This window comes from Streptomyces sp. NPDC037401 (genome assembly GCF_055602345.1).
Window position 1 is genome coordinate 296,048 of the sequence record NZ_JBVJWO010000004.1, and the last position, 17,062, is coordinate 313,109.

The window sequence follows — 17,062 nt, forward strand, 5'->3', positions numbered from 1 at the left end:
TGCGCCCCCTTGCCCTTGGTGTTCACCCACCCGACAGTCCTTCCCGCACCCCCCCCCCCCCCCCCCCCCCCCCCCCCCCCCCCCGCCCTCCTCCCCCCCCCCCCCCCCCCCCCCCCCCCCCCCCCCCGGGGCTCCGCCCCGGACCCCGCGCCTCAAACGCCGGCGGGGCTGAGACTGCCCTGCGGGCAATCTCAGCCCGCCAAGCCCAGACCCGGATTCGCCCCGGCCGGAGGTCGCCGGGCCGGCCGCGGCCTCGGCATGACCTCCGGCCGGGGCCGGTGCGGGGCGGCGGTCCGGGAAGACGCCGCCCCCCTTCCTTCGAGTACCGCTCAGACGTCGGCGGCCTCGCGGAAGCGGGTCGTGCGGTGGACCGGGTCCGTGTCGATCTTCGGGATCACGTGCTCGCCGAGGAGCTTGATGGTGGTCATCGTGTCCTCGTGCGACACCCCGGTCGGCAGGCCGAAGGAGAGCTGGTCGGCGCCGGCCTGCTCCCAGCGCTTGCACTGGGCGAGGACCTCGGACGGGTCGCCGCAGATGAGCAGTTCCTCGGCGATCAGCAGCTCGATGATCTCGGCGTTGTACTCGGGCAGCGTCTCGGGCCACTGCGGGATCGCCTCGGGCCGCGGGAAGGTGTCGTGGTAGCGGAAGACCAGCGACTGGAAGCGGTTCATGTTGGCATTGACCGCGATCTCGACGGCCTTGTCGTGGGTCTCGGCGCAGATCGCCGTCGAGGTGACCATGACGTTGTCGTTGACGAACGCGCCGATGGCCTTCGCCTCCTGGATGGCGGTCTTGTACTGCTCCAGCACCCACTCCATGTCGGAGACCTTCTGGACGCTGAAGCCGAGGACGCCGAGGCCCTTCTTCGCGGCCATGGCGTACGAGGACGGGGAGCCGGCGGCGTACCACATGGCCGGGTGGGCCTTGCCGTACGGCTTGGGGAAGATCTTGCGCGGCGGCAGCGACCAGTGCTTGCCCTGGAACCCCTCGTACTCCTCCTGGAGGAACATCTTGGGGAACTCCGCGATGGTCTCCTCCCAGATCTCCTTGGTGTGGTTCATGTCCGTGATGCCGGGGAGGAAGCCGAGGATCTCGTGGCTGCCCGCGCCGCGGCCGGTGCCGAACTCGAAGCGGCCCTTGGAGAGGTGGTCGAGCATGGTGACCTTCTCGGCCACCTTGACCGGGTGGTTCACGGGCGCGAGCGGGTTGAAGATGCCCGAGCCGAGGTGGATGCGCTCGGTGGCGTGGGCGAGGTAGCCGAGGAAGACCTCGTTCGCCGACAGGTGCGAGTACTCCTCCAGGAAGTGGTGTTCCGAGGCCCAGGCGTACTTGAACCCGGACTTGTCGGCCTGGATGACGTACTCGGTCTCCTCGATCAGCGCCTTGTGCTCCGCCGCGGGGTCGACCTTGGAACGCGCCTCAGGCACGTATCCCTGCACGAAGAGCCCGAATTCCAAGGGGGTTCACCATCCTTAAGTTTCTGACGTCCCGTCAGATTCGATGCGTCGACTGTTCCACCGAGCAGTGGGGGCGTCAATACCTGACACCCCATCAGAAACGGGTTAGAGGATGCTCACGCCGGCCATCCAGCCACCGTCGACGACGAACGGCTGACCGGTGATGTACGAGGAGTCCTCGCCGGTCAGGAAGAGGGCGAGCTTCGCGACCTCCTCCGGGCGGCCGACCCGGCCCATCGGCACGACGCGCTTGTAGAGCTCCGCCATGGCGTCCCTGGCCTCGTCGGTCAGGTTCTCCGGATCCAGCAGCCCCGGATTCGCCATCGGGGTGTCCACGGCACCCGGGCACATCGCGTTGACCCGGATGTTGCGCGACGCCAGCTCCAGCGCCGCGACCCGGGTCAGGCCGACGATCGCCGCCTTCGTGGCCGCGTACGCCCCCACGTAGGCCATGCCCGTCAGCCCGGTGTACGAGGACGTGTTGACGATGGTCCCGCCCCCGGCCGCCTCGATCTCGGGCGCGACGCTCTTGATCCCCAGGAACGCACCGACCTGGTTGACCTGCACCACCTCCTGGAACTCCGCCAGCGGGGTCGAGGTCAGCTCGTTGAAGCGCAGGATGCCGGCGTTGTTGACCAGCCCGTCGACGGCGCCGAAGCTCTCCTTCGCCGCCGCGATCGCCGCCGCCCAGTCCTCCTCGCGGCTCACGTCCATGTGCACGTACCGGGCCCGGTCCGCGCCCAGCTCCTTCGCAACCGCCTCGCCCTGCGCATCCAGCACGTCGCCGAGGAGCACCTTCGCCCCCTCGGCCGCGAAGAGACGGGCCTCCTGCTCGCCCTGGCCGCGCGCCGCCCCGGTGATGACGACGACGCGCCCGTCCAGCTTGCCCATGACGTACCTCCTGGTCGTTGAGGTGCGGCTAGTCGTTGAGGTGCGGCGCGACCTCGGCGCCGAAGGCGGCGATCTGGTCGACCAGCTCGCCCAGGTCGCGGCTGCGGAAGCGCACCTGGATCTGGTCCACGCCGAGCTCCGCGTAGCCGCGCAGCGACTCGGCGAGCGCCTCCGGCTTGCCCGTGAGCGTGCGGCGGCCGGTGTCCCAGCCCGGCTCGCCCACGTACAGCGCCTCGGTGATCGCCCCGATCTCGACGGGCGTCCCGACCCCGGCCTCGGCGCGCAGCTGCCGGATCCGCGCGATCTGCGCGGGCAGCTTGTCGCGCGGGTCGCCCTGCGGGAGCCAGCCGTCACCTCGGACGGCGGCCCGGCGCACGGCCGCGGGCGAGGATCCGCCCACCCACACCGGGACCCGCTGCTGCGCCGGGCGCGGGAGCTGCCCGAGGTCCCTGAAGGCGAACCGGCCGCCCTCGAACTCGGGGAACTCCTCCGGGCCGAGCGCGGCCCGCAGCGCGTCGAGGCACTCGTCGAGCACGGCCCCGCGGCGCTCGAAGTCCACACCGAGGACCTCGAACTCCTCCTGCACGTGCCCGGCGCCGACGCCGAGGATCAGCCGTCCGCCGGAGAGGTGGTCGAGGGTCGCGTACTGCTTGGCACTGATCAGCGGGTGCCGCAGCGCGACGATCGCCACGTGGCTGAGCAGGCGTACGCGCTCGGTGGCCGCGGCCAGGAAGGCCAGGGTGGCCACCGGGTCGTACCAGACGGTGCTCATCGCCCCGGCGAGCCGCCGCGGGATGGCGACGTGGTCGCAGGAGGCCAGGTAGCCGAACCCGGCCCGGTCGGCGGCCCGTGCGATCTCCACGAGGTCCTGCGGACCGGCCCCGGCCTCCCAGGGCTCGGCGTAGATGGAACTCTGCGACTGGACGGGAAGCTGCATCCCGTAGACCAGCCGGCCTTCCGGAAACACACGCGCCATGAGGCCCTCACCTGACGATTAGTCATATGGATTCCGAGGAGCCCATCGTCATACCTGACGGATCGTCAGGCAAGGGTCGCGGCAGGACCGGTCGCGGAAGGCGCGCACGAGCGGTCGCGGCGGTCAGTGGCCGGCGGGGCCCATCACGACGACGGGCCGGAGGGCCGGATCGAGTGTCTGGAGGACCTTCTTCATGGCCGGCTTCGGAATCCCGACACAGCCCTGCGAAGGCCCGTCGTGGTCGACGTGCAGCCAGATGTTGCCGCCCTTCGCCTCCCCCTCCGGCTTGACCGGGTCCAGCGGCGAGGTACCGGGCCTGCGGTTGTAGTCGATGGCGACGACGTAGTCGAAGGATCCCGCCAGGGACTCGCCCTCCACCCCGCGCCCGGTCGCCGTGAACGCGCCCGCGCGGTCGTACGGCAGCTTCGTCCCGGGCGGCCTGGCCAGCAGCCCGCCCGCGTCCGTGAGGGAGAACACCCCGACCGGCGACTGGAGACCGCCGTAGGTGCGGTGCGCCGACCAGCCCTTGGCACCGTTGCGCGCGGGCCAGCTGTCGCCCGGCACCCAGTCCTGCGAGCCCTCGTCGCGGCTGTAGAGCGTCACGGTCGCGTACGACGAGTCCTTGCTCCGGCCCGTGACCAGAACGACCTGCCGCGAGTCCTTCGGGATCGCGGCCCGGGTCGCGTCGCTGATGTCGGGGATCCGGCGGGACCGGTGCACACCCCGGCCGCCGTGGCCCTCACGGCCGCCACCGGCCTCCGCCACAGCGCCCTGCCCGGACTCGGTGTTGCGGCTGTCGCCGCCCAGCTGGGCCGAGAGCTGCGGCCGGCCCCCGTCCTGGACGGCGTACGCCCAGCCGGTGGCCGCCACGAGGGCCGCCCCGGCGGCGGCCGTGTAGACCAGCCGCCCGCGGCGGGTGAGGCGGGGGCGCGTACGCTTCTGGGCATGCTTACTCATCGACACAAACCGTACACATAGCCCTTTCTCGTCAATTTAGCGTTGAACCACCCGGGGCTGCGTGTCTACCCTTCCCTGATGCGGACACCACGAGAAGCAGCACGCATCGTCATCGTCTCGCCTCACGGCTCCGTCTTCCTTTTCCGCTCCCACAACGTCGAAGTCGGCCTGCACTGGCTTCCGCCGGGCGGCGGCCTCGACCCCGGCGAGAGCCCCGAGGAGTGCGTCCTGCGCGAACTGCGCGAGGAGACGGGCTGGACCGATCTGGCCCCCGAACGGCTTCTGTGCACCTGGGAGCACGACTTCACCCATCAGGGCGTCCCCGTACGCCAGCGCGAGCACATCTTCATCACCGCCGGCCCGCACCGGGAGCCCGTCCCGGAATCCCCCGACGCCCACTGGCGCTGGTGGCCGCTGAACCGCCTCGCCGTCACGCGCCAGCCCCTGTGGCCGCCCCAACTGCCCACCCTCCTCGGCGACACCGCCCAGACGCCGGTCCACTTCGGCCTCGTGCGCTGAGGCGGGGGGCTATGAGGCGGGGGCTTTGAGGCGGGGGGTCTTGAGGCGGGGCGCGCCGGGACGGGCCGGGACGGGCCGGTCAGCTCCCGGCGTCCCCTTCGGGCGGGAAACCGAGGCGGACCGTCAGGCCGCCGCCCGGAGCCGGGTTGGCGGTGGCGGACAGCTGCGCACCGTGGGCGCGTGCGATCGACACCACCAGCGACAGGCCCAGGCCCGCACCCTCGCCGGGAGCGTGACGGCGCTCCGCACCGCGGCGGAAGGGCTCGAGGAGCCTGGGCACGTCCTCGGGCGGGATCACCGGGCCGGTGTTCGACACGATCAGCCCGCCGGGGCCCGTGGACACCGCGACCCGGCCGCCCTCGCGGTTGTACCGGACGGCGTTGGCGACCAGATTGCGCACGAGGTGGCCCAGCAGCACCGGCTCGCCCCGCACCGCGAGCGGAGCGAGGTCGCGCTCCAGCTGCAGACCGGCCGCCTCCCCGCACGCGTCCAGCTCCCGCGCGACCACCTCGTCCAGCGCGACCCGCTCCGCCGACTCCAGCCCCTCTTCGGACACGGCCAGCAGCAACAGCCCCTCGATCAGCTGCTCGCTGTCCCGCGCGACGTCCAGCAGCTTGGCCCGGATCCGGGCCACACGCTCCGGGCCGGGATTCCCCGCCAGCCCGATCTCGGCCGCGGCCCGCTGGACCGCCAGCGGCGTACGCAGTTCGTGGGCGGCGTTCGCGGCGAACCGGCGCTGCGCACCGACCAGTTGCTCCATCCGCCCGAGCATCGCATCGAAGGTGTCCGCCAGCCGCTTCAGCTCTCCCGGCGGCGCCTTCAGCCCGATCCGCTCGTGCAGGTTCTCGCCCGACAGCCGGCGCGCCTGCTCGGTGATGACTCCCACCGGGCGCAGCACGCGGCCGGCCATCCACCAGGCCAGCCCCGCCGACAGCACGGCGAAGACCGCGAGCGCGATCAGCGAAACCACCAGCAGCCGGTCCTGGGCGGCCTCCGTCACCGCATCCGAGACGTTCTGCGTGAAGGCGTACTGCTTGAGCTTCTCCGGCGTCATCTGCCAGCCCGGCGGCAGCGTCTGCGCCGGTACGGGATCGCGCCAGACCTTCTGCCCTTCGGTGGGCTGACCGGTGTAGGCGGGGCTCACGGTCCGCACCACCCCGCTCATGCTCGCGGCGAGACCGTCCCGGACCAGTACGTTCACCAGCGCGACGAGCCCGCCGCCCGCGAGGAGCAGCAGACCGCCGTACAGGGCCGTCAGCCGGAGGCGCTCGCTGCCCGGCATCACCCGGCGATCCGGTAGCCCGAGCCCGGCACGGTCTCGACCACGGGCGGTTCGCCGAGCTTGGCCCGCAGCTTGCTGAGGGTCACCCGGACGGCGTTCGTGGAGTAGCTGGTGTCCTCTTCCCACACCTGCTCGATCAGGTCGTCGCTGCTGACCACGGCACCCTCGGCCCGCACCAGCGCCTCCAGGACGGCGAACTCCTTGCGGGACAGGGACAGCCGGCGGCCGTCGCGGGCCGCGGTGCGCCGGGCCGTGTCCACGACGACGCCGCCGGCCTCGATGACCGGCGGCAGGGCGGGGCGCGTACGGCGCCCGAGGGCCAGGACGCGGGCGAGCAGCTCGTCGTAGGCGAACGGCTTGGTGAGGTAGTCGTCGGCACCGAGGCCCAGGCCCTCGACCCGGTCGCGGACGGTGCCGGAGGCGGTGAGCATCAGGACGCGCGTCGGCAGGCGCTCCCGGACGACCTGGCGGCACACCTCGTCCCCGTGCAGGCCTGGCAGGTCGCGGTCGAGGACGATCACGTCGTACTCGCCCAGGCGCAGGCGCCGCAGGGCCTCCGGGCCGTCGCCCGCCTCGTCCACGGCCAGGGCGTCCCGCCGAAGCCCTTCGGCGATCATCTCCCGGAGGAATTCCTCGTCCTCCACCACCAGAACACGCATGCCGTCCTCTCTACCCGAAGCGGAGGTTTCGCCGTTGTAAAGGTCCGCGGTGAGGGAGACGAAACCGCTCTTCGGGCGAGGCTGCGGCCGCCGGCACTTCCGTCCGGCGCCCCCAGCAGAGGAGAACCTGGTGAAGCGCTCCGTGACCATGACGACGGCCGCGGCCCTGACCGGCCTGGCGCTGTTCGTGACCGCCTGCACGGACCAGTCGGGCGGCGGGGACGGTTCCGGGACGGGCTCGGGTTCGGGTTCGGGTTCGGGTTCGAGCTCTGGTTCGGGCTCTGGTTCCGGCCAGAACGCCGGCGGCAGCGGCGGTGCGGACGCGGACGCCGCGCTCAAGCTGCGCCAGTGCCTGCGCAAGCACGGCGTCGACGCCCCCGACCCCAAGCCCGGCCAGGACCCGCGGGCCATGACCCTGGGCGGCGGCGCCGACCCGAAGAAGGTCCAGAAGGCCCTGGAGGCCTGCGGCAGCGGTACCGGCCGGGGCGGCGGCAAGGGCCCCACGCAGCAGGAGAAGGACGACCACCTCAAGTGGGTCCAGTGCATGCGCAAGAACGGAATCGACCTCCCCGACCCGAAGTGGGACGGCGGAATGATGCAGGCACCGTCCATACCCGAGGGCAAGGACGCGGAATTCAAGAAGGCGCTGGAGAAGTGCAACGCCGGGGACAACCGGTGAGGTCTCCGCGGAAACTGCTCATCGCCGCCGTGGCCGCCCTGGTGGCCGTCGGCGGCGGGTACGTGGTCACCGCGCAGCCCCGGCTCGGCGGGGACGGCGACGACCGCGACGGCGGCAGCGAGCGCCACACCGGCGCCCTGCCGCCCGGGACCGCGCCCGTCACCCGCGGCGACCTCAGTACGGGCGTCCAGGTGGACGGCACGCTCGGTTTCGCCGAGGAGCGCAAGCTCAACCCCGGCACCCAGGGCGTGCTGACCCGGGTGGCGGGCGAGGGGAGCGAACTCCGCCGGGACGACCGGCTGTACGAGGTCAACGGGCGCGCGGTCCGGCTCCTGTACGGCTCGACGCCCGTGTACCGGACCATGGAGTCCGGCGACAAGGGCGAGGACATCAAGCAGCTCAAGGCGAACATGCAGGCACTCGGCTTCGGGACCGGTCTCGACCCCGACGACGGCAAGTTCACCGCCGGCACGGTCGCGGCCGTCAAGCGGTGGCAGAAGTCCCACAAGCTGAAGCAGACCGGCCGCATCGGCCCCGCGGACATCGCCTTCGCGGCCGGGCCCCAGCGCGTCCAGTCGGCGGATTCCGCCGTCGGCGACCAGGCGGCGCCGGGGAAACCGGTGCTGACGCTGACCGCCACCGAGCGCGTGGTGCGGGTGAAGCTCGACGTGGCGCAGGCCGGGGCTGCGAAGGTCGGCGACCGGGTGACGGTCACCCTGCCCGACGGCTCCTCGGCGAAGGCCCGCATCGAGTCGATCGGCCGGACCGCCAAGAGCGGGGACGGCGGAGGCGCGATCGGGGGCGGGGGCGGAGGCGGTGCGGGTGGCGACCAGAAGCCGAAGGTCGAAGTGACCGTCGCCTTCACCGACCCCGGCAAGGTCGAGGCACCCGACCAGACCCCGGTGTCGGTCGGCCTCACCGGCGAGACGGCGAAGGACGTGCTGTCCGTACCGGTGAACGCCCTGCTGGCGCTGAGCGGCGGGGGCTTCGGCGTCCAGGTCGTGGAGAACGGCACGGCCCGCGAGGTCAGGGTCGAACTCGGCATGTTCGGCCAGGGGCGCGTCGAGGTGAAGGGCGGCGCGCTCAAGGAAGGCATGAAGGTGGGGGTGCCGCAGACATGAGCGTCGTGGAACTGACCGCCGTGACCAAGGAGTACCCCGGCGGCGTCGCCGCCCTGCGCGGAGTGGACCTGACCGTCGAGAGCGGCGAACTCCTCGCCATCGTCGGCCCGTCGGGCTCCGGCAAGTCCACCCTCCTGCACATCGTGGGCACGCTCGACCGGCCCACCGCCGGGACGGTCGCCGTCGCCGGCCACGACGTCGCCGCGCTCTCCGACCGCGCGCTGTCCGCCCTGCGGGCCCGGCACGTGGGCTTCGTGTTCCAGTCGTTCCACCTGGTCGCCGGTGTGAGCGCCGTCGACAACGTCGCCGAGGGCCTGCTGTACTCGGGCCTCTCGCGGGCCGAGCGGCACCGGCGGGCCACGGAGGCGCTGGAGCGGGTGGGCCTGGGCGACCGGATGCGGCACCGCCCGCACGAGCTCTCCGGCGGGCAGAAGCAGCGCGTGGCGATCGCCCGGGCCGTGGCGGGCGAACCGGACCTGCTGCTCGCCGACGAGCCGACGGGAGCACTCGACACGGCCTCCGGCGAGCAGGTCGTGGAGCTGCTGCACGACCTCAACCGGGACGGCGCGACCATCGCCGTGATCACGCACGACCAGGACATCGCGGAGCGCCTGCCGCGGCAGGTCCGGATCCGGGACGGCCGGATCGTCGCCGACGTCCGGAACGGGGCGGTGGCGTGAGCGGCTACGGGACGGGTGCCGGCGACCGCCCGGCCGCGCGCGGGTCCCGCCGCCGGGCCCGGCAGCTGCGCCTGGCGCGCCTGTCCCCGCGCGACGTCCTGCACGTGGGCTCCGCCGGGCTGCGGTCGCGCCCGGCACGGGTGGTGCTCTCGGCCCTCGGCATCGCCCTCGGCATCGCGACGATGATCGCCGTCGTCGGCATCTCCTCGTCGAGCCAGGCCAAGCTGCTGCGGGAGCTCGACAAGCTCGGGACGAACATGATGGTGGTGACCCCTGGCGAGTCGATGTACTCGGGTGACGACACGAAGCTGCCCAAGGAGTCCCCCGGCATGCTGGGGCGCCTCGCGGGCGTCGAGAGCATCGGCACCACCGGAGACGTCCCGCACACGGTCCGGCGCAGCGAGAACATCTCCGAGGACGAGACCGGAGGCATCGCGGTCAAGGCCGCCAAGGAACGGCTCCTGGAGACCCTGCGGGCACGGATCGGCAGCGGCAGCTGGCTCAACGGCGCGACGTCCCGCTACCCCTCCGTCGTCCTCGGCCACGTCTCGGCCCGGCGGCTGGGCATCACGGAGCCGGGCCAGCAGGTGTTCATCGGCGGCCGGTACTTCACGGTGATCGGCATCCTGGAACCCGTACCACTGGCCCCGGAGATCGAGCGGTCGGCCCTGGTCGGCTGGGACGCGGCGCAGCGGCTGCTGGACTTCGACGGGCATCCGACGGCGCTGTACGAGCGCTCGGCGGACGGCGCCGTGCAGTCGGTCCGCGACCTGATCCCGGCCACGGTGAACCCGCAGAACCCGCGCAACGTCGCCGTCACCGATCCGTCGGCGGCGCTCCAGGCGAAGGCGGCCACCGAGGGCGCCTTCAGCACCCTGCTGCTGGGCCTGGGCGGCATCGCCCTGCTGGTCGGCGGGGTCGGCGTGGCCAACACCATGATCATCTCGGTGCTGGAGAGACGCCACGAGATCGGCCTGAGGCGTTCCCTGGGCGCGACCAAGGGCCAGGTCCGCATCCAGTTCGTGACGGAGTCCCTCCTCCTGTCGGGCCTCGGCGGCCTGGCGGGCATCGGACTGGGATCTGCGGCGGTCGCGGTCTACGCGGCTTCCGCCGGCCTCCCGTGGGTGGTGCCCCTGTGGGCGGTCACGGGCGGTTTCGCAGCCACACTCGCCATCGGCACGGTGGCGGGCCTCTACCCCGCGGTGCGCGCGGCCCGCCTGTCACCCACGCTGGCGCTGCAGGCGGCGTAGACGGCGCGGCTGGCGCGGCTGGCGTAGACGACGCAGACGGCCGCGGGTTCCCCGTCCCGCCGGGAGGACGGGGAACCCGCGCGTCCGCGCATGCGGCCGCACACGTGCTCCACGCCCCTTACGCGCCCGGTCCCGCCCAGAGACCGTCCGGGGTCAGGCCCAGCAGGTCGATGGCGTTGCGGCGGACGATCCGGTCGACGACCCCGGCGTCCAGGTGGCCCATCTGGGCCTCGCCGACCTCGCGGGACTTCGGCCAGGTCGAGTCCGAGTGCGGGTAGTCCGTCTCGTAGAGGACGTTGCCGACGCCGATCGAGTCCAGGTTCTTCAGGCCGAACGCGTCGTCGAAGAAGCAGCCGTAGACGTGCTCGGCGAACAGCTCGGACGGCGGGCGGAGCACCTTGTCCGCGACACCGCCCCAGCCGCGGTTCTCCTCCCAGACCACGTCCGCGCGCTCCAGGATGTACGGGATCCAGCCGATCTGGCCCTCCGCGTACATGATCTTCAGGTTGGGGAAGCGCTCGAACTTGCCGCTCATCAGCCAGTCGGTCATCGAAAAGCAGCAGTTGGCGAAGGTGATGGTCGAGCCTACGGCGGGCGGCGCGTCCGCCGAGGTCGAGGGCATCTTGGAGGAGGAGCCGATGTGCATGGCGATGACCGTGCCGGTCTCGTTGCAGGCCTCCAGGAACGGGTCCCACTCGTCCGTGTGGATGGACGGCAGCCCCAGGTGGGGCGGGATCTCGGAGAAGGCGACGGCACGGACCCCGCGGGCGGCGTTGCGGCGCACCTCGGCGGCGGCGAGGCGGGCGTCCCACAGCGGGATCAGGGTGAGCGGGATGAGGCGGCCGTGCGCCTCGGGCCCGCACCACTCCTCCACCATCCAGTCGTTGTACGCCCGTACGCCGAGCAGTCCCAGCTCGCGGTCCCGCGCCTCGGTGAAGGTCTGGCCGCAGAAGCGCGGGAAGGTGGGGAAGCAGAGGGCCGACTGGACGTGGTTGACGTCCATGTCCGCGAGCCGCTCGGGTACGGAGAAGGACCCCGGGCGCATCTGCTCGTAGGTGATGACTTCCAGCTTGATCTCGTCGCGGTCGTAGCCGACGGCCGTGTCGAGGCGGGTGAGCGGGCGGTGCAGGTCCTCGTAGACCCACCAGTCGCCGATCGGACCGTCGTCGCCCTGCGCGCCCATCACGGGCGCGAACCTGCCGCCCATGAAGGTCATTTCCTTGAGCGGTGCCCGCACGACGCGCGGGGCGACGTCGGCGTACTTGGACGGGAGCCGGTCCCGCCAGACGTGGGGAGGCTCAACCGTGTGGTCGTCCACCGAGATTATCTTCGGGAAGGTCTCCATGACGACCACGGTAGCGTCGATCTGACGAACCGTCAGCTAGTCTGCGGTGACCGGACGGAGGGCGGACCGATGGCGGACAGAGAGCGGACGGGGAGCGGAAGGGACGCCGTGCCCCTGTGCGCCCTGCCCCTCCCGGGCTGACGCACCCGCCCGAGACAGGGCAGACTGACCGTGCGCACGCCGTAACGGAAGGCAAGGGGGGAACCGGATGGACGGCATACCGCCCATTCCGCAGCAGCGGAAACACCCCGAGGTCGGGACACCGGTCGCCGCGCCGGACACTGCGCCGGACACTGCGCCGGTCACTGCGCCGGTCACTGCGCCGGTCACTGCGCCGGTCACCGGCATGGATGCCGGTACGGATGCCAGCACGGATGCCAGCACGGATGCCAGCACGGATGCCGGCACCTCTACTGACGCCGGCACCCCTACGGACGCCGGTACGGCTGCCGCGTCGGACGGAGTGCGGTTCGCCGTGCTCGGACCCGTACGCGCCTGGATCGGCAGCGAACTGCTCGCCCCCGGCTCCCCCCAGCAGCGCGCCCTCCTCGCCGCCCTCCTGCTCCGCGACGGCCGCACCGCCACCGCACCCGAGCTCATCGACGCCATCTGGGGCGAGGACCCGCCCTCCCAGGCCCTCGCGGCCATCCGTACGTACGCCTCCCGACTGCGCAAGGTCCTCGCCCCCGGGGTCCTCGTCAGCGAGTCCGGCGGCTACGCGATCCGCGTCTCCCCCGCCGCCCTCGACCTCGGCGTCGCCCGTGAGATCGCCGCCGCCGCCGAGAAGGCCCGCGCCGGCGGGAACCGCGGCCAGGCCCGCACCCTGCTCAACCGCGCCCTCGACCTGTGGGACGGCGAACCCCTCGCCGGCGTCCCCGGCCCGTACGCCGAGACCGAGCGCACCCGCCTCGCCGAATGGCAGCTCCAGCTGCTCGAAACCCGCCTCGACCTCGACCTCGAAGTCGGCAGCCACGCCGAGGCCGTCTCCGAACTGACCGCCCTGACCGCCGCGCACCCGCTGCGCGAGCGGCTGCGCGAACTCCTCATGCTCGCCCTCTACCGCAGCGGCAGGCAGGCCGAAGCCCTCGCCGTGTACGCCGACACCCGCCGCCTGCTCGCCGAGGAACTCGGCGTCGACCCGCGCCCCGAGCTCTCCGAGCTCCAGGGGCGGATCCTGCGCGCCGACGCCGAACTGGCCCGCGTCGCCGAACCGGCCACACCCGCCGCACCCATCCCCGTGCGACCCGCCCAACTCCCCGCGACCGTGCCGGACTTCACCGGACGTGCCGCCTTCGTCTCCGAACTCAGCGAGATCCTGTCCGCCGCGAGCACAGACGGGCAGGTCATGGCGGTCTCCGCGCTCGCCGGCATCGGCGGCGTCGGCAAGACCACGCTCGCCGTGCACGTCGCGCACGCCGCCCGCCCGCACTTCCCCGACGGCCAGCTGTACGTGGACCTCCAGGGAACCGACCACCGGGCCGCCGAACCGGAAGCCGTCCTCGGCTCGTTCCTGCGCGCCCTCGGCACACCCGACACCGCGATCCCCGACTCCGCCGCCGAGCGCGCCGCGCTCTACCGCTCCACCCTCGACGGCCGCCGCGTGCTCGTCCTCCTCGACAACGCCCGCGACGCCGCCCAGGTGCGTCCGCTGCTGCCCGGCACCGCGGGCTGCGCCGCGCTGGTCACCAGCCGCATCCGGATGGCCGGCCTGGCCGGCGCCCACCTCGTCGACCTCGACGTGATGAGCCCCGACGAGGCGCTCCAGCTCTTCACCCGCATCGTCGGCGAGGAACGCGTCGGCGCCGAGCGGCAGGCCGCCCTCGACGTCGTCGGCGCCTGCGGCTTCCTGCCGCTCGCCATCCGGATCGCCGCCTCCCGACTGGCCGCGCGCCGCACCTGGACCGTGTCCGTGCTCGCGGCCAAGCTCGCCGACGAGCGGCGCCGCCTGGACGAGCTCCAGGCGGGCGACCTGGCCGTCAAGGCCACCTTCGAGCTGGGCTACGGCCAGCTCGAACCCGCCCAGGCGCGCACGTTCCGGCTGCTCGGGCTCGCCGACGGCCCGGACGTCTCGCTCGCCGCGGCCGCCGCCCTGCTGGACCTCCCGGAGCACGAGACCGAGGACCTGCTCGAGGCCCTGGTCGACTGCTCCCTCCTGGAGTCGGCAGCCCCCGGTCGCTACCGGTACCACGACCTCGTACGGCTCTACGCGCGTGCGTGCGCCGAACGCGACGAGCAGCCCCCGGCCGAACGGGACGCGGCCCTCTCCCGGCTGCTGGACTTCTACCTCGCCACGGCCGCGGAGGTCTACGCCCTGGAGCGCCCCGGGGACCGCCTGGTCGCGCACCTGTCCCCGACCCGGTATCCGGGCCTGTCCTTCGCCGACCGGCACGCCGCGCTCGACTGGCTCTACGCCGAGGCGAACCCGCTGCTGGCGTGCGTCCGGCAGGCAGCGGCAGCCGGTGGGGGTGAGGGTGGGGGTGAGGGTGGGGGCCCTGGTGGCCAGGGCCGGGGCGGCGATGTGCTGCGGCGCGCCGTCGACCTGCTGTGGGCCGCCAAGGACCTGGCGGAGTCCGGTGCGAACTCCAAGCAGTACGAGTCCGCCGCCCGCGCCATCCGCGACGCGGCGCAGGGCGCCGCGGACCCCTGGGCCGAGGGCCGGGCCCGGACGACGCTCACCAACGTCCTGCTGATCAGCGGGCGGTCCGACGAGGCCGACGCCGAGGCCCGCCAGGCCACGCGGCTGGCCCGCGAGGCCGGAGACCGGCTGCCCAGCTGCTGGGCGTCCAACGACCGCGGGATCATCGCGCTGTACCAGGGCCGGTACGCCGACGGCGAGCGGTACCTCCAGGAGGCCATCGACAACTTCCGCGCGGACGGCAACCACGTCGGCGAGGCCAGCGCCCTGTGCAACCTGTCCCGCATCCACGTGGAGCTGGGGCGGCTGAACAGCGCCATAGAACTGGCCGAGCAGGGCATCGCCATCTACGACCGGATGGGCCTGACCCTGCGGCTGGCGAACGGCCGGTACGCGCTGGGCATCGCCCTCACACAGGCCGGCCGGCTGGGCGAGGCGCTGGCCGAACTGACCCATGCGCTGTCGCTGTTCCACGACAACCGGCAGCCGCTGTGGGAAGGGACGACGTACTACCGGCTGGCCGAACTGCACCTGGCCGCGGGCCGGGCCGCGGAGGCCGCCGCGCATTCGGAACAGGCCATCGCCCGCGGGGGCATCGGTGGCGAGTGGCGGCGGGCGCTGATGCTGACCGTCCTGGGCAAGGCGCTGACCCGGCTCGACCAGACGGACCGGGCCAGGGCCTGCTGGCGGGAGGCGGAGGCCATCCACACACGGCTCGGAACGCCCGAACTGGCCGTGGTCCGGGCCCTTCTGTACGTGCGCTGAGCCGGATCGGTTCAACGCACGGTCCCACTCGTGCGCCGCGTTCATCGTTCGTTTATCGCCGCCCGCCACCATGAAGTCATCGACTCGTCGCATCGGGGGGCAGGCGGGTCGCGGTGAGGCCGTGCCACTAGGGTGTACGGCCCTGGGGTGCCCGTTCGGCGGTCCTCGGGGGAATCGCCGAACGGGCCCAACCCGCAACGGGTGCACCGACGATCACGGGAGTAGCGATGAGCGAGAACATCATCAACGACGGCGACATCAAGCCGCTGGACAACCACGCTGCTGGCATCGAGATCAACCCGCTCGACAACCACGCGGCGGGCGGCAAGGTGACCACGAAGACCGACCCGGCGGGCGAGGTCGGCGAAGCGGGCGTGGTCGGCGACCCGGTCGGCGACACGATCGAGACCATGGACAACCACGCGGGCAGCCTCCCGAAGTAATCCCGCCGTTGCTGCCCGCCCTGAGCCGCACCGGGGGGAGCGGGGGCGGGGAGGGACGGGGTACGGGGGAGCACGGGGGAAACACGGGGGATGCACGGGGGACGGCGGCCGCGGTGGCCCGGAGGGGGAGCCACCGCGGCCGCCGCATGCGTGCGGGGCGGGGTGCCGGGTGAGGTGCCGGGTGAGGTGCCGGGTGAGGTGCCGGGTGAGGTGAGGTGGGCGGCACGGGGAAGGCCTAGTGTGGTGAATGTGTTCACCTCCGAGGGACCCACCGTGCGCGAGCTGGCCGTGCAGGCCTTCTCCTCCATCGAGCGTGGCTACGACCTGCTCGCCCCGAAGTTCGACCACACGCCGTTCCGGACCCCAGACCGCTTCCTGGAGGCGACGGCGACGGCCCTGCGGCCGTACGGGCCGTTCGAAGCGGGACTGGACGTCTGCTGCGGTACGGGGGCGGGAGTCGGGGTCCTGCGCCAGCTCGGCACCCGGCGGATCACCGGGGTCGACCTCAGCGCGGGAATGCTCGCGCAGGCGCGGGCGGCGCACGCGGATGCCGGTGCGGGTCCGGGTGCGGGTCCGGGTGCGGGTGCTGCGCGTCCGGGTGCTGCGCGTCCGGAGGTGGAGTTCGTGCGTGCGGATGCGCTCGACCTGCCGTTCGCGGACCGGTTCGACCTGGCGGTCTCGTTCGGTGCCTTCGGACACTTCCTGCCGAGCGAACGGCCCAGGCTGTTCGCCGAGGTCCACAAGTCGCTTCGGCCCGGCGGGCTGTTCGCCTTCCCGATCGGCGCGCCGCTGCCGATGAGCTCGTCGCTGTACTGGATGACTCTGGGCTTCGACGGCGTGATGCGGGTGCGGAACGCGCTGTGGCGGCCGCCGTTCGTCATGTACTACCGCACGTTCCCCCTGAGCGGGGTGCGCGCGGACCTGCAGTCGGCGGGCTTCGAGGTGACCCTGACCCCCCTGGAGCCGCTCGGCCGCCGCCCGGACGGATCCCCCCGCTGGCGCCTCCTCCTGGCCCGACGCGTGGCGCCGCGCTGAGTCGGCCCTTTTCCCCCGAGCAGACCGCTGCCTGCCAGTGTTTGCCCACCCGCCCCCTCGGCGGAGCCGGTCCGGACGGCGATCGGCACGACGGCGGGGCCGGGGTCGGCGCTCCGCTGCGTCCGCCCTCTTCCCCCGAGCAGACCGCTGCCTGCCAGTGTTTGCCCACCCGCCCCCTCGGCGGAGCCGAGTCCTGCTGCAGTCAGCGTGACGGCGGGTCGGTGATGGGGGCGTGTTTCCGGTGGGTCGGGGTTTGGATGGTTCTCCGTGGTCTGCCCGCATGTCTGAGTGTCCGTCCGTGCCGGGCCGGCCCGTCAAGGGCGCTCCTCCTCGTTCCTCGTCGTCGCGTCGCTTCGCGATTCCGCTTC

15 protein-coding genes are annotated in these 17,062 nt (G+C 72.7%); 8 read left to right on the plus strand and 7 right to left on the minus strand.

What is annotated here, in order from left to right; genetic code table 11:
• Positions 1 to 329: 329 nt before the first annotated feature.
• The 4 genes from ACZ7H1_RS05590 to ACZ7H1_RS05605 form a co-directional block, all read right to left on the minus strand.
• The gene (locus ACZ7H1_RS05590) at positions 330 to 1,457 is read right to left on the minus strand and encodes an LLM class flavin-dependent oxidoreductase (RefSeq protein ID WP_470783985.1); all 1,128 of its coding nucleotides are present in this window, start codon (positions 1,455 to 1,457) and stop codon (positions 330 to 332) included.
• Between the two features lie 105 nt (positions 1,458 to 1,562).
• Positions 1,563 to 2,348: an SDR family NAD(P)-dependent oxidoreductase gene (locus tag ACZ7H1_RS05595; protein ID WP_470783986.1), complete on the minus strand. Its 786-nt coding sequence runs from the start codon at positions 2,346 to 2,348 to the stop codon at positions 1,563 to 1,565.
• Between the two features lie 28 nt (positions 2,349 to 2,376).
• A complete protein-coding gene (locus ACZ7H1_RS05600; RefSeq protein ID WP_470783987.1) occupies positions 2,377 to 3,324 on the minus strand; it encodes a TIGR03619 family F420-dependent LLM class oxidoreductase in 948 nt (315 codons plus the stop codon).
• A 123-nt stretch (positions 3,325 to 3,447) separates the two neighbouring features.
• Positions 3,448 to 4,281 (minus strand): L,D-transpeptidase family protein, encoded by an 834-nt coding sequence (locus ACZ7H1_RS05605; protein ID WP_470783989.1) that lies wholly within the window; start codon positions 4,279 to 4,281, stop codon positions 3,448 to 3,450.
• Between the two features lie 78 nt (positions 4,282 to 4,359).
• On the opposite strand from ACZ7H1_RS05605, the gene ACZ7H1_RS05610 reads away from it, so the two are divergent.
• Positions 4,360 to 4,800, plus strand: a complete 441-nt coding sequence (locus ACZ7H1_RS05610) for an NUDIX hydrolase (RefSeq protein ID WP_470783990.1) — start codon at positions 4,360 to 4,362, stop codon at positions 4,798 to 4,800.
• A gap of 79 nt (positions 4,801 to 4,879) precedes the next feature.
• Here ACZ7H1_RS05610 and ACZ7H1_RS05615 read toward each other — a convergent pair whose 3' ends face one another.
• The gene (locus ACZ7H1_RS05615) at positions 4,880 to 6,082 is read right to left on the minus strand and encodes a sensor histidine kinase (RefSeq protein ID WP_470783991.1); all 1,203 of its coding nucleotides are present in this window, start codon (positions 6,080 to 6,082) and stop codon (positions 4,880 to 4,882) included.
• Positions 6,082 to 6,741 carry a response regulator transcription factor gene (locus tag ACZ7H1_RS05620; RefSeq protein WP_470783993.1) on the minus strand — a complete coding sequence of 220 codons (660 nt, stop codon included), beginning with the start codon at positions 6,739 to 6,741 and terminating at the stop codon, positions 6,082 to 6,084. Before ACZ7H1_RS05620 ends, ACZ7H1_RS05615 begins: the two co-directional genes overlap by 1 nt.
• Before the next feature lie 130 nt (positions 6,742 to 6,871).
• Here ACZ7H1_RS05620 and ACZ7H1_RS05625 point away from each other — a divergent pair, with 130 nt between their 5' ends.
• From ACZ7H1_RS05625 to ACZ7H1_RS05640, 4 genes are all read left to right on the plus strand, one after another.
• Entirely contained in the window at positions 6,872 to 7,420 is a 549-nt protein-coding gene (locus ACZ7H1_RS05625) for a hypothetical protein (protein ID WP_470783994.1), read from the plus strand.
• Positions 7,417 to 8,541 carry a peptidoglycan-binding protein gene (locus ACZ7H1_RS05630; protein ID WP_470783996.1) on the plus strand — a complete coding sequence of 375 codons (1,125 nt, stop codon included), beginning with the start codon at positions 7,417 to 7,419 and terminating at the stop codon, positions 8,539 to 8,541. Before ACZ7H1_RS05625 ends, ACZ7H1_RS05630 begins: the two co-directional genes overlap by 4 nt.
• Positions 8,538 to 9,221: an ABC transporter ATP-binding protein gene (locus ACZ7H1_RS05635; RefSeq protein WP_470783997.1), complete on the plus strand. Its 684-nt coding sequence runs from the start codon at positions 8,538 to 8,540 to the stop codon at positions 9,219 to 9,221. The genes ACZ7H1_RS05630 and ACZ7H1_RS05635 overlap by 4 nt, the downstream gene beginning before the upstream one ends.
• Before the next feature lie 65 nt (positions 9,222 to 9,286).
• A complete protein-coding gene (locus tag ACZ7H1_RS05640) occupies positions 9,287 to 10,471 on the plus strand; it encodes an ABC transporter permease (RefSeq protein ID WP_470784025.1) in 1,185 nt (394 codons plus the stop codon).
• A 118-nt stretch (positions 10,472 to 10,589) separates the two neighbouring features.
• Here ACZ7H1_RS05640 and ACZ7H1_RS05645 read toward each other — a convergent pair whose 3' ends face one another.
• The gene (locus ACZ7H1_RS05645) at positions 10,590 to 11,816 is read right to left on the minus strand and encodes an amidohydrolase family protein (protein WP_470783999.1); all 1,227 of its coding nucleotides are present in this window, start codon (positions 11,814 to 11,816) and stop codon (positions 10,590 to 10,592) included.
• A gap of 208 nt (positions 11,817 to 12,024) precedes the next feature.
• Here ACZ7H1_RS05645 and afsR point away from each other — a divergent pair, with 208 nt between their 5' ends.
• From afsR to ACZ7H1_RS05660, 3 genes are all read left to right on the plus strand, one after another.
• Positions 12,025 to 15,216: an SARP-family global regulator AfsR gene (afsR, locus tag ACZ7H1_RS05650; protein ID WP_470784001.1), complete on the plus strand. Its 3,192-nt coding sequence runs from the start codon at positions 12,025 to 12,027 to the stop codon at positions 15,214 to 15,216.
• 227 nt (positions 15,217 to 15,443) lie between these two features.
• Positions 15,444 to 15,659 carry a hypothetical protein gene (locus tag ACZ7H1_RS05655; RefSeq protein WP_470784003.1) on the plus strand — a complete coding sequence of 72 codons (216 nt, stop codon included), beginning with the start codon at positions 15,444 to 15,446 and terminating at the stop codon, positions 15,657 to 15,659.
• 249 nt (positions 15,660 to 15,908) lie between these two features.
• Positions 15,909 to 16,694 carry a class I SAM-dependent methyltransferase gene (locus ACZ7H1_RS05660; protein WP_470784005.1) on the plus strand — a complete coding sequence of 262 codons (786 nt, stop codon included), beginning with the start codon at positions 15,909 to 15,911 and terminating at the stop codon, positions 16,692 to 16,694.
• Positions 16,695 to 17,062 lie beyond the last annotated feature (368 nt).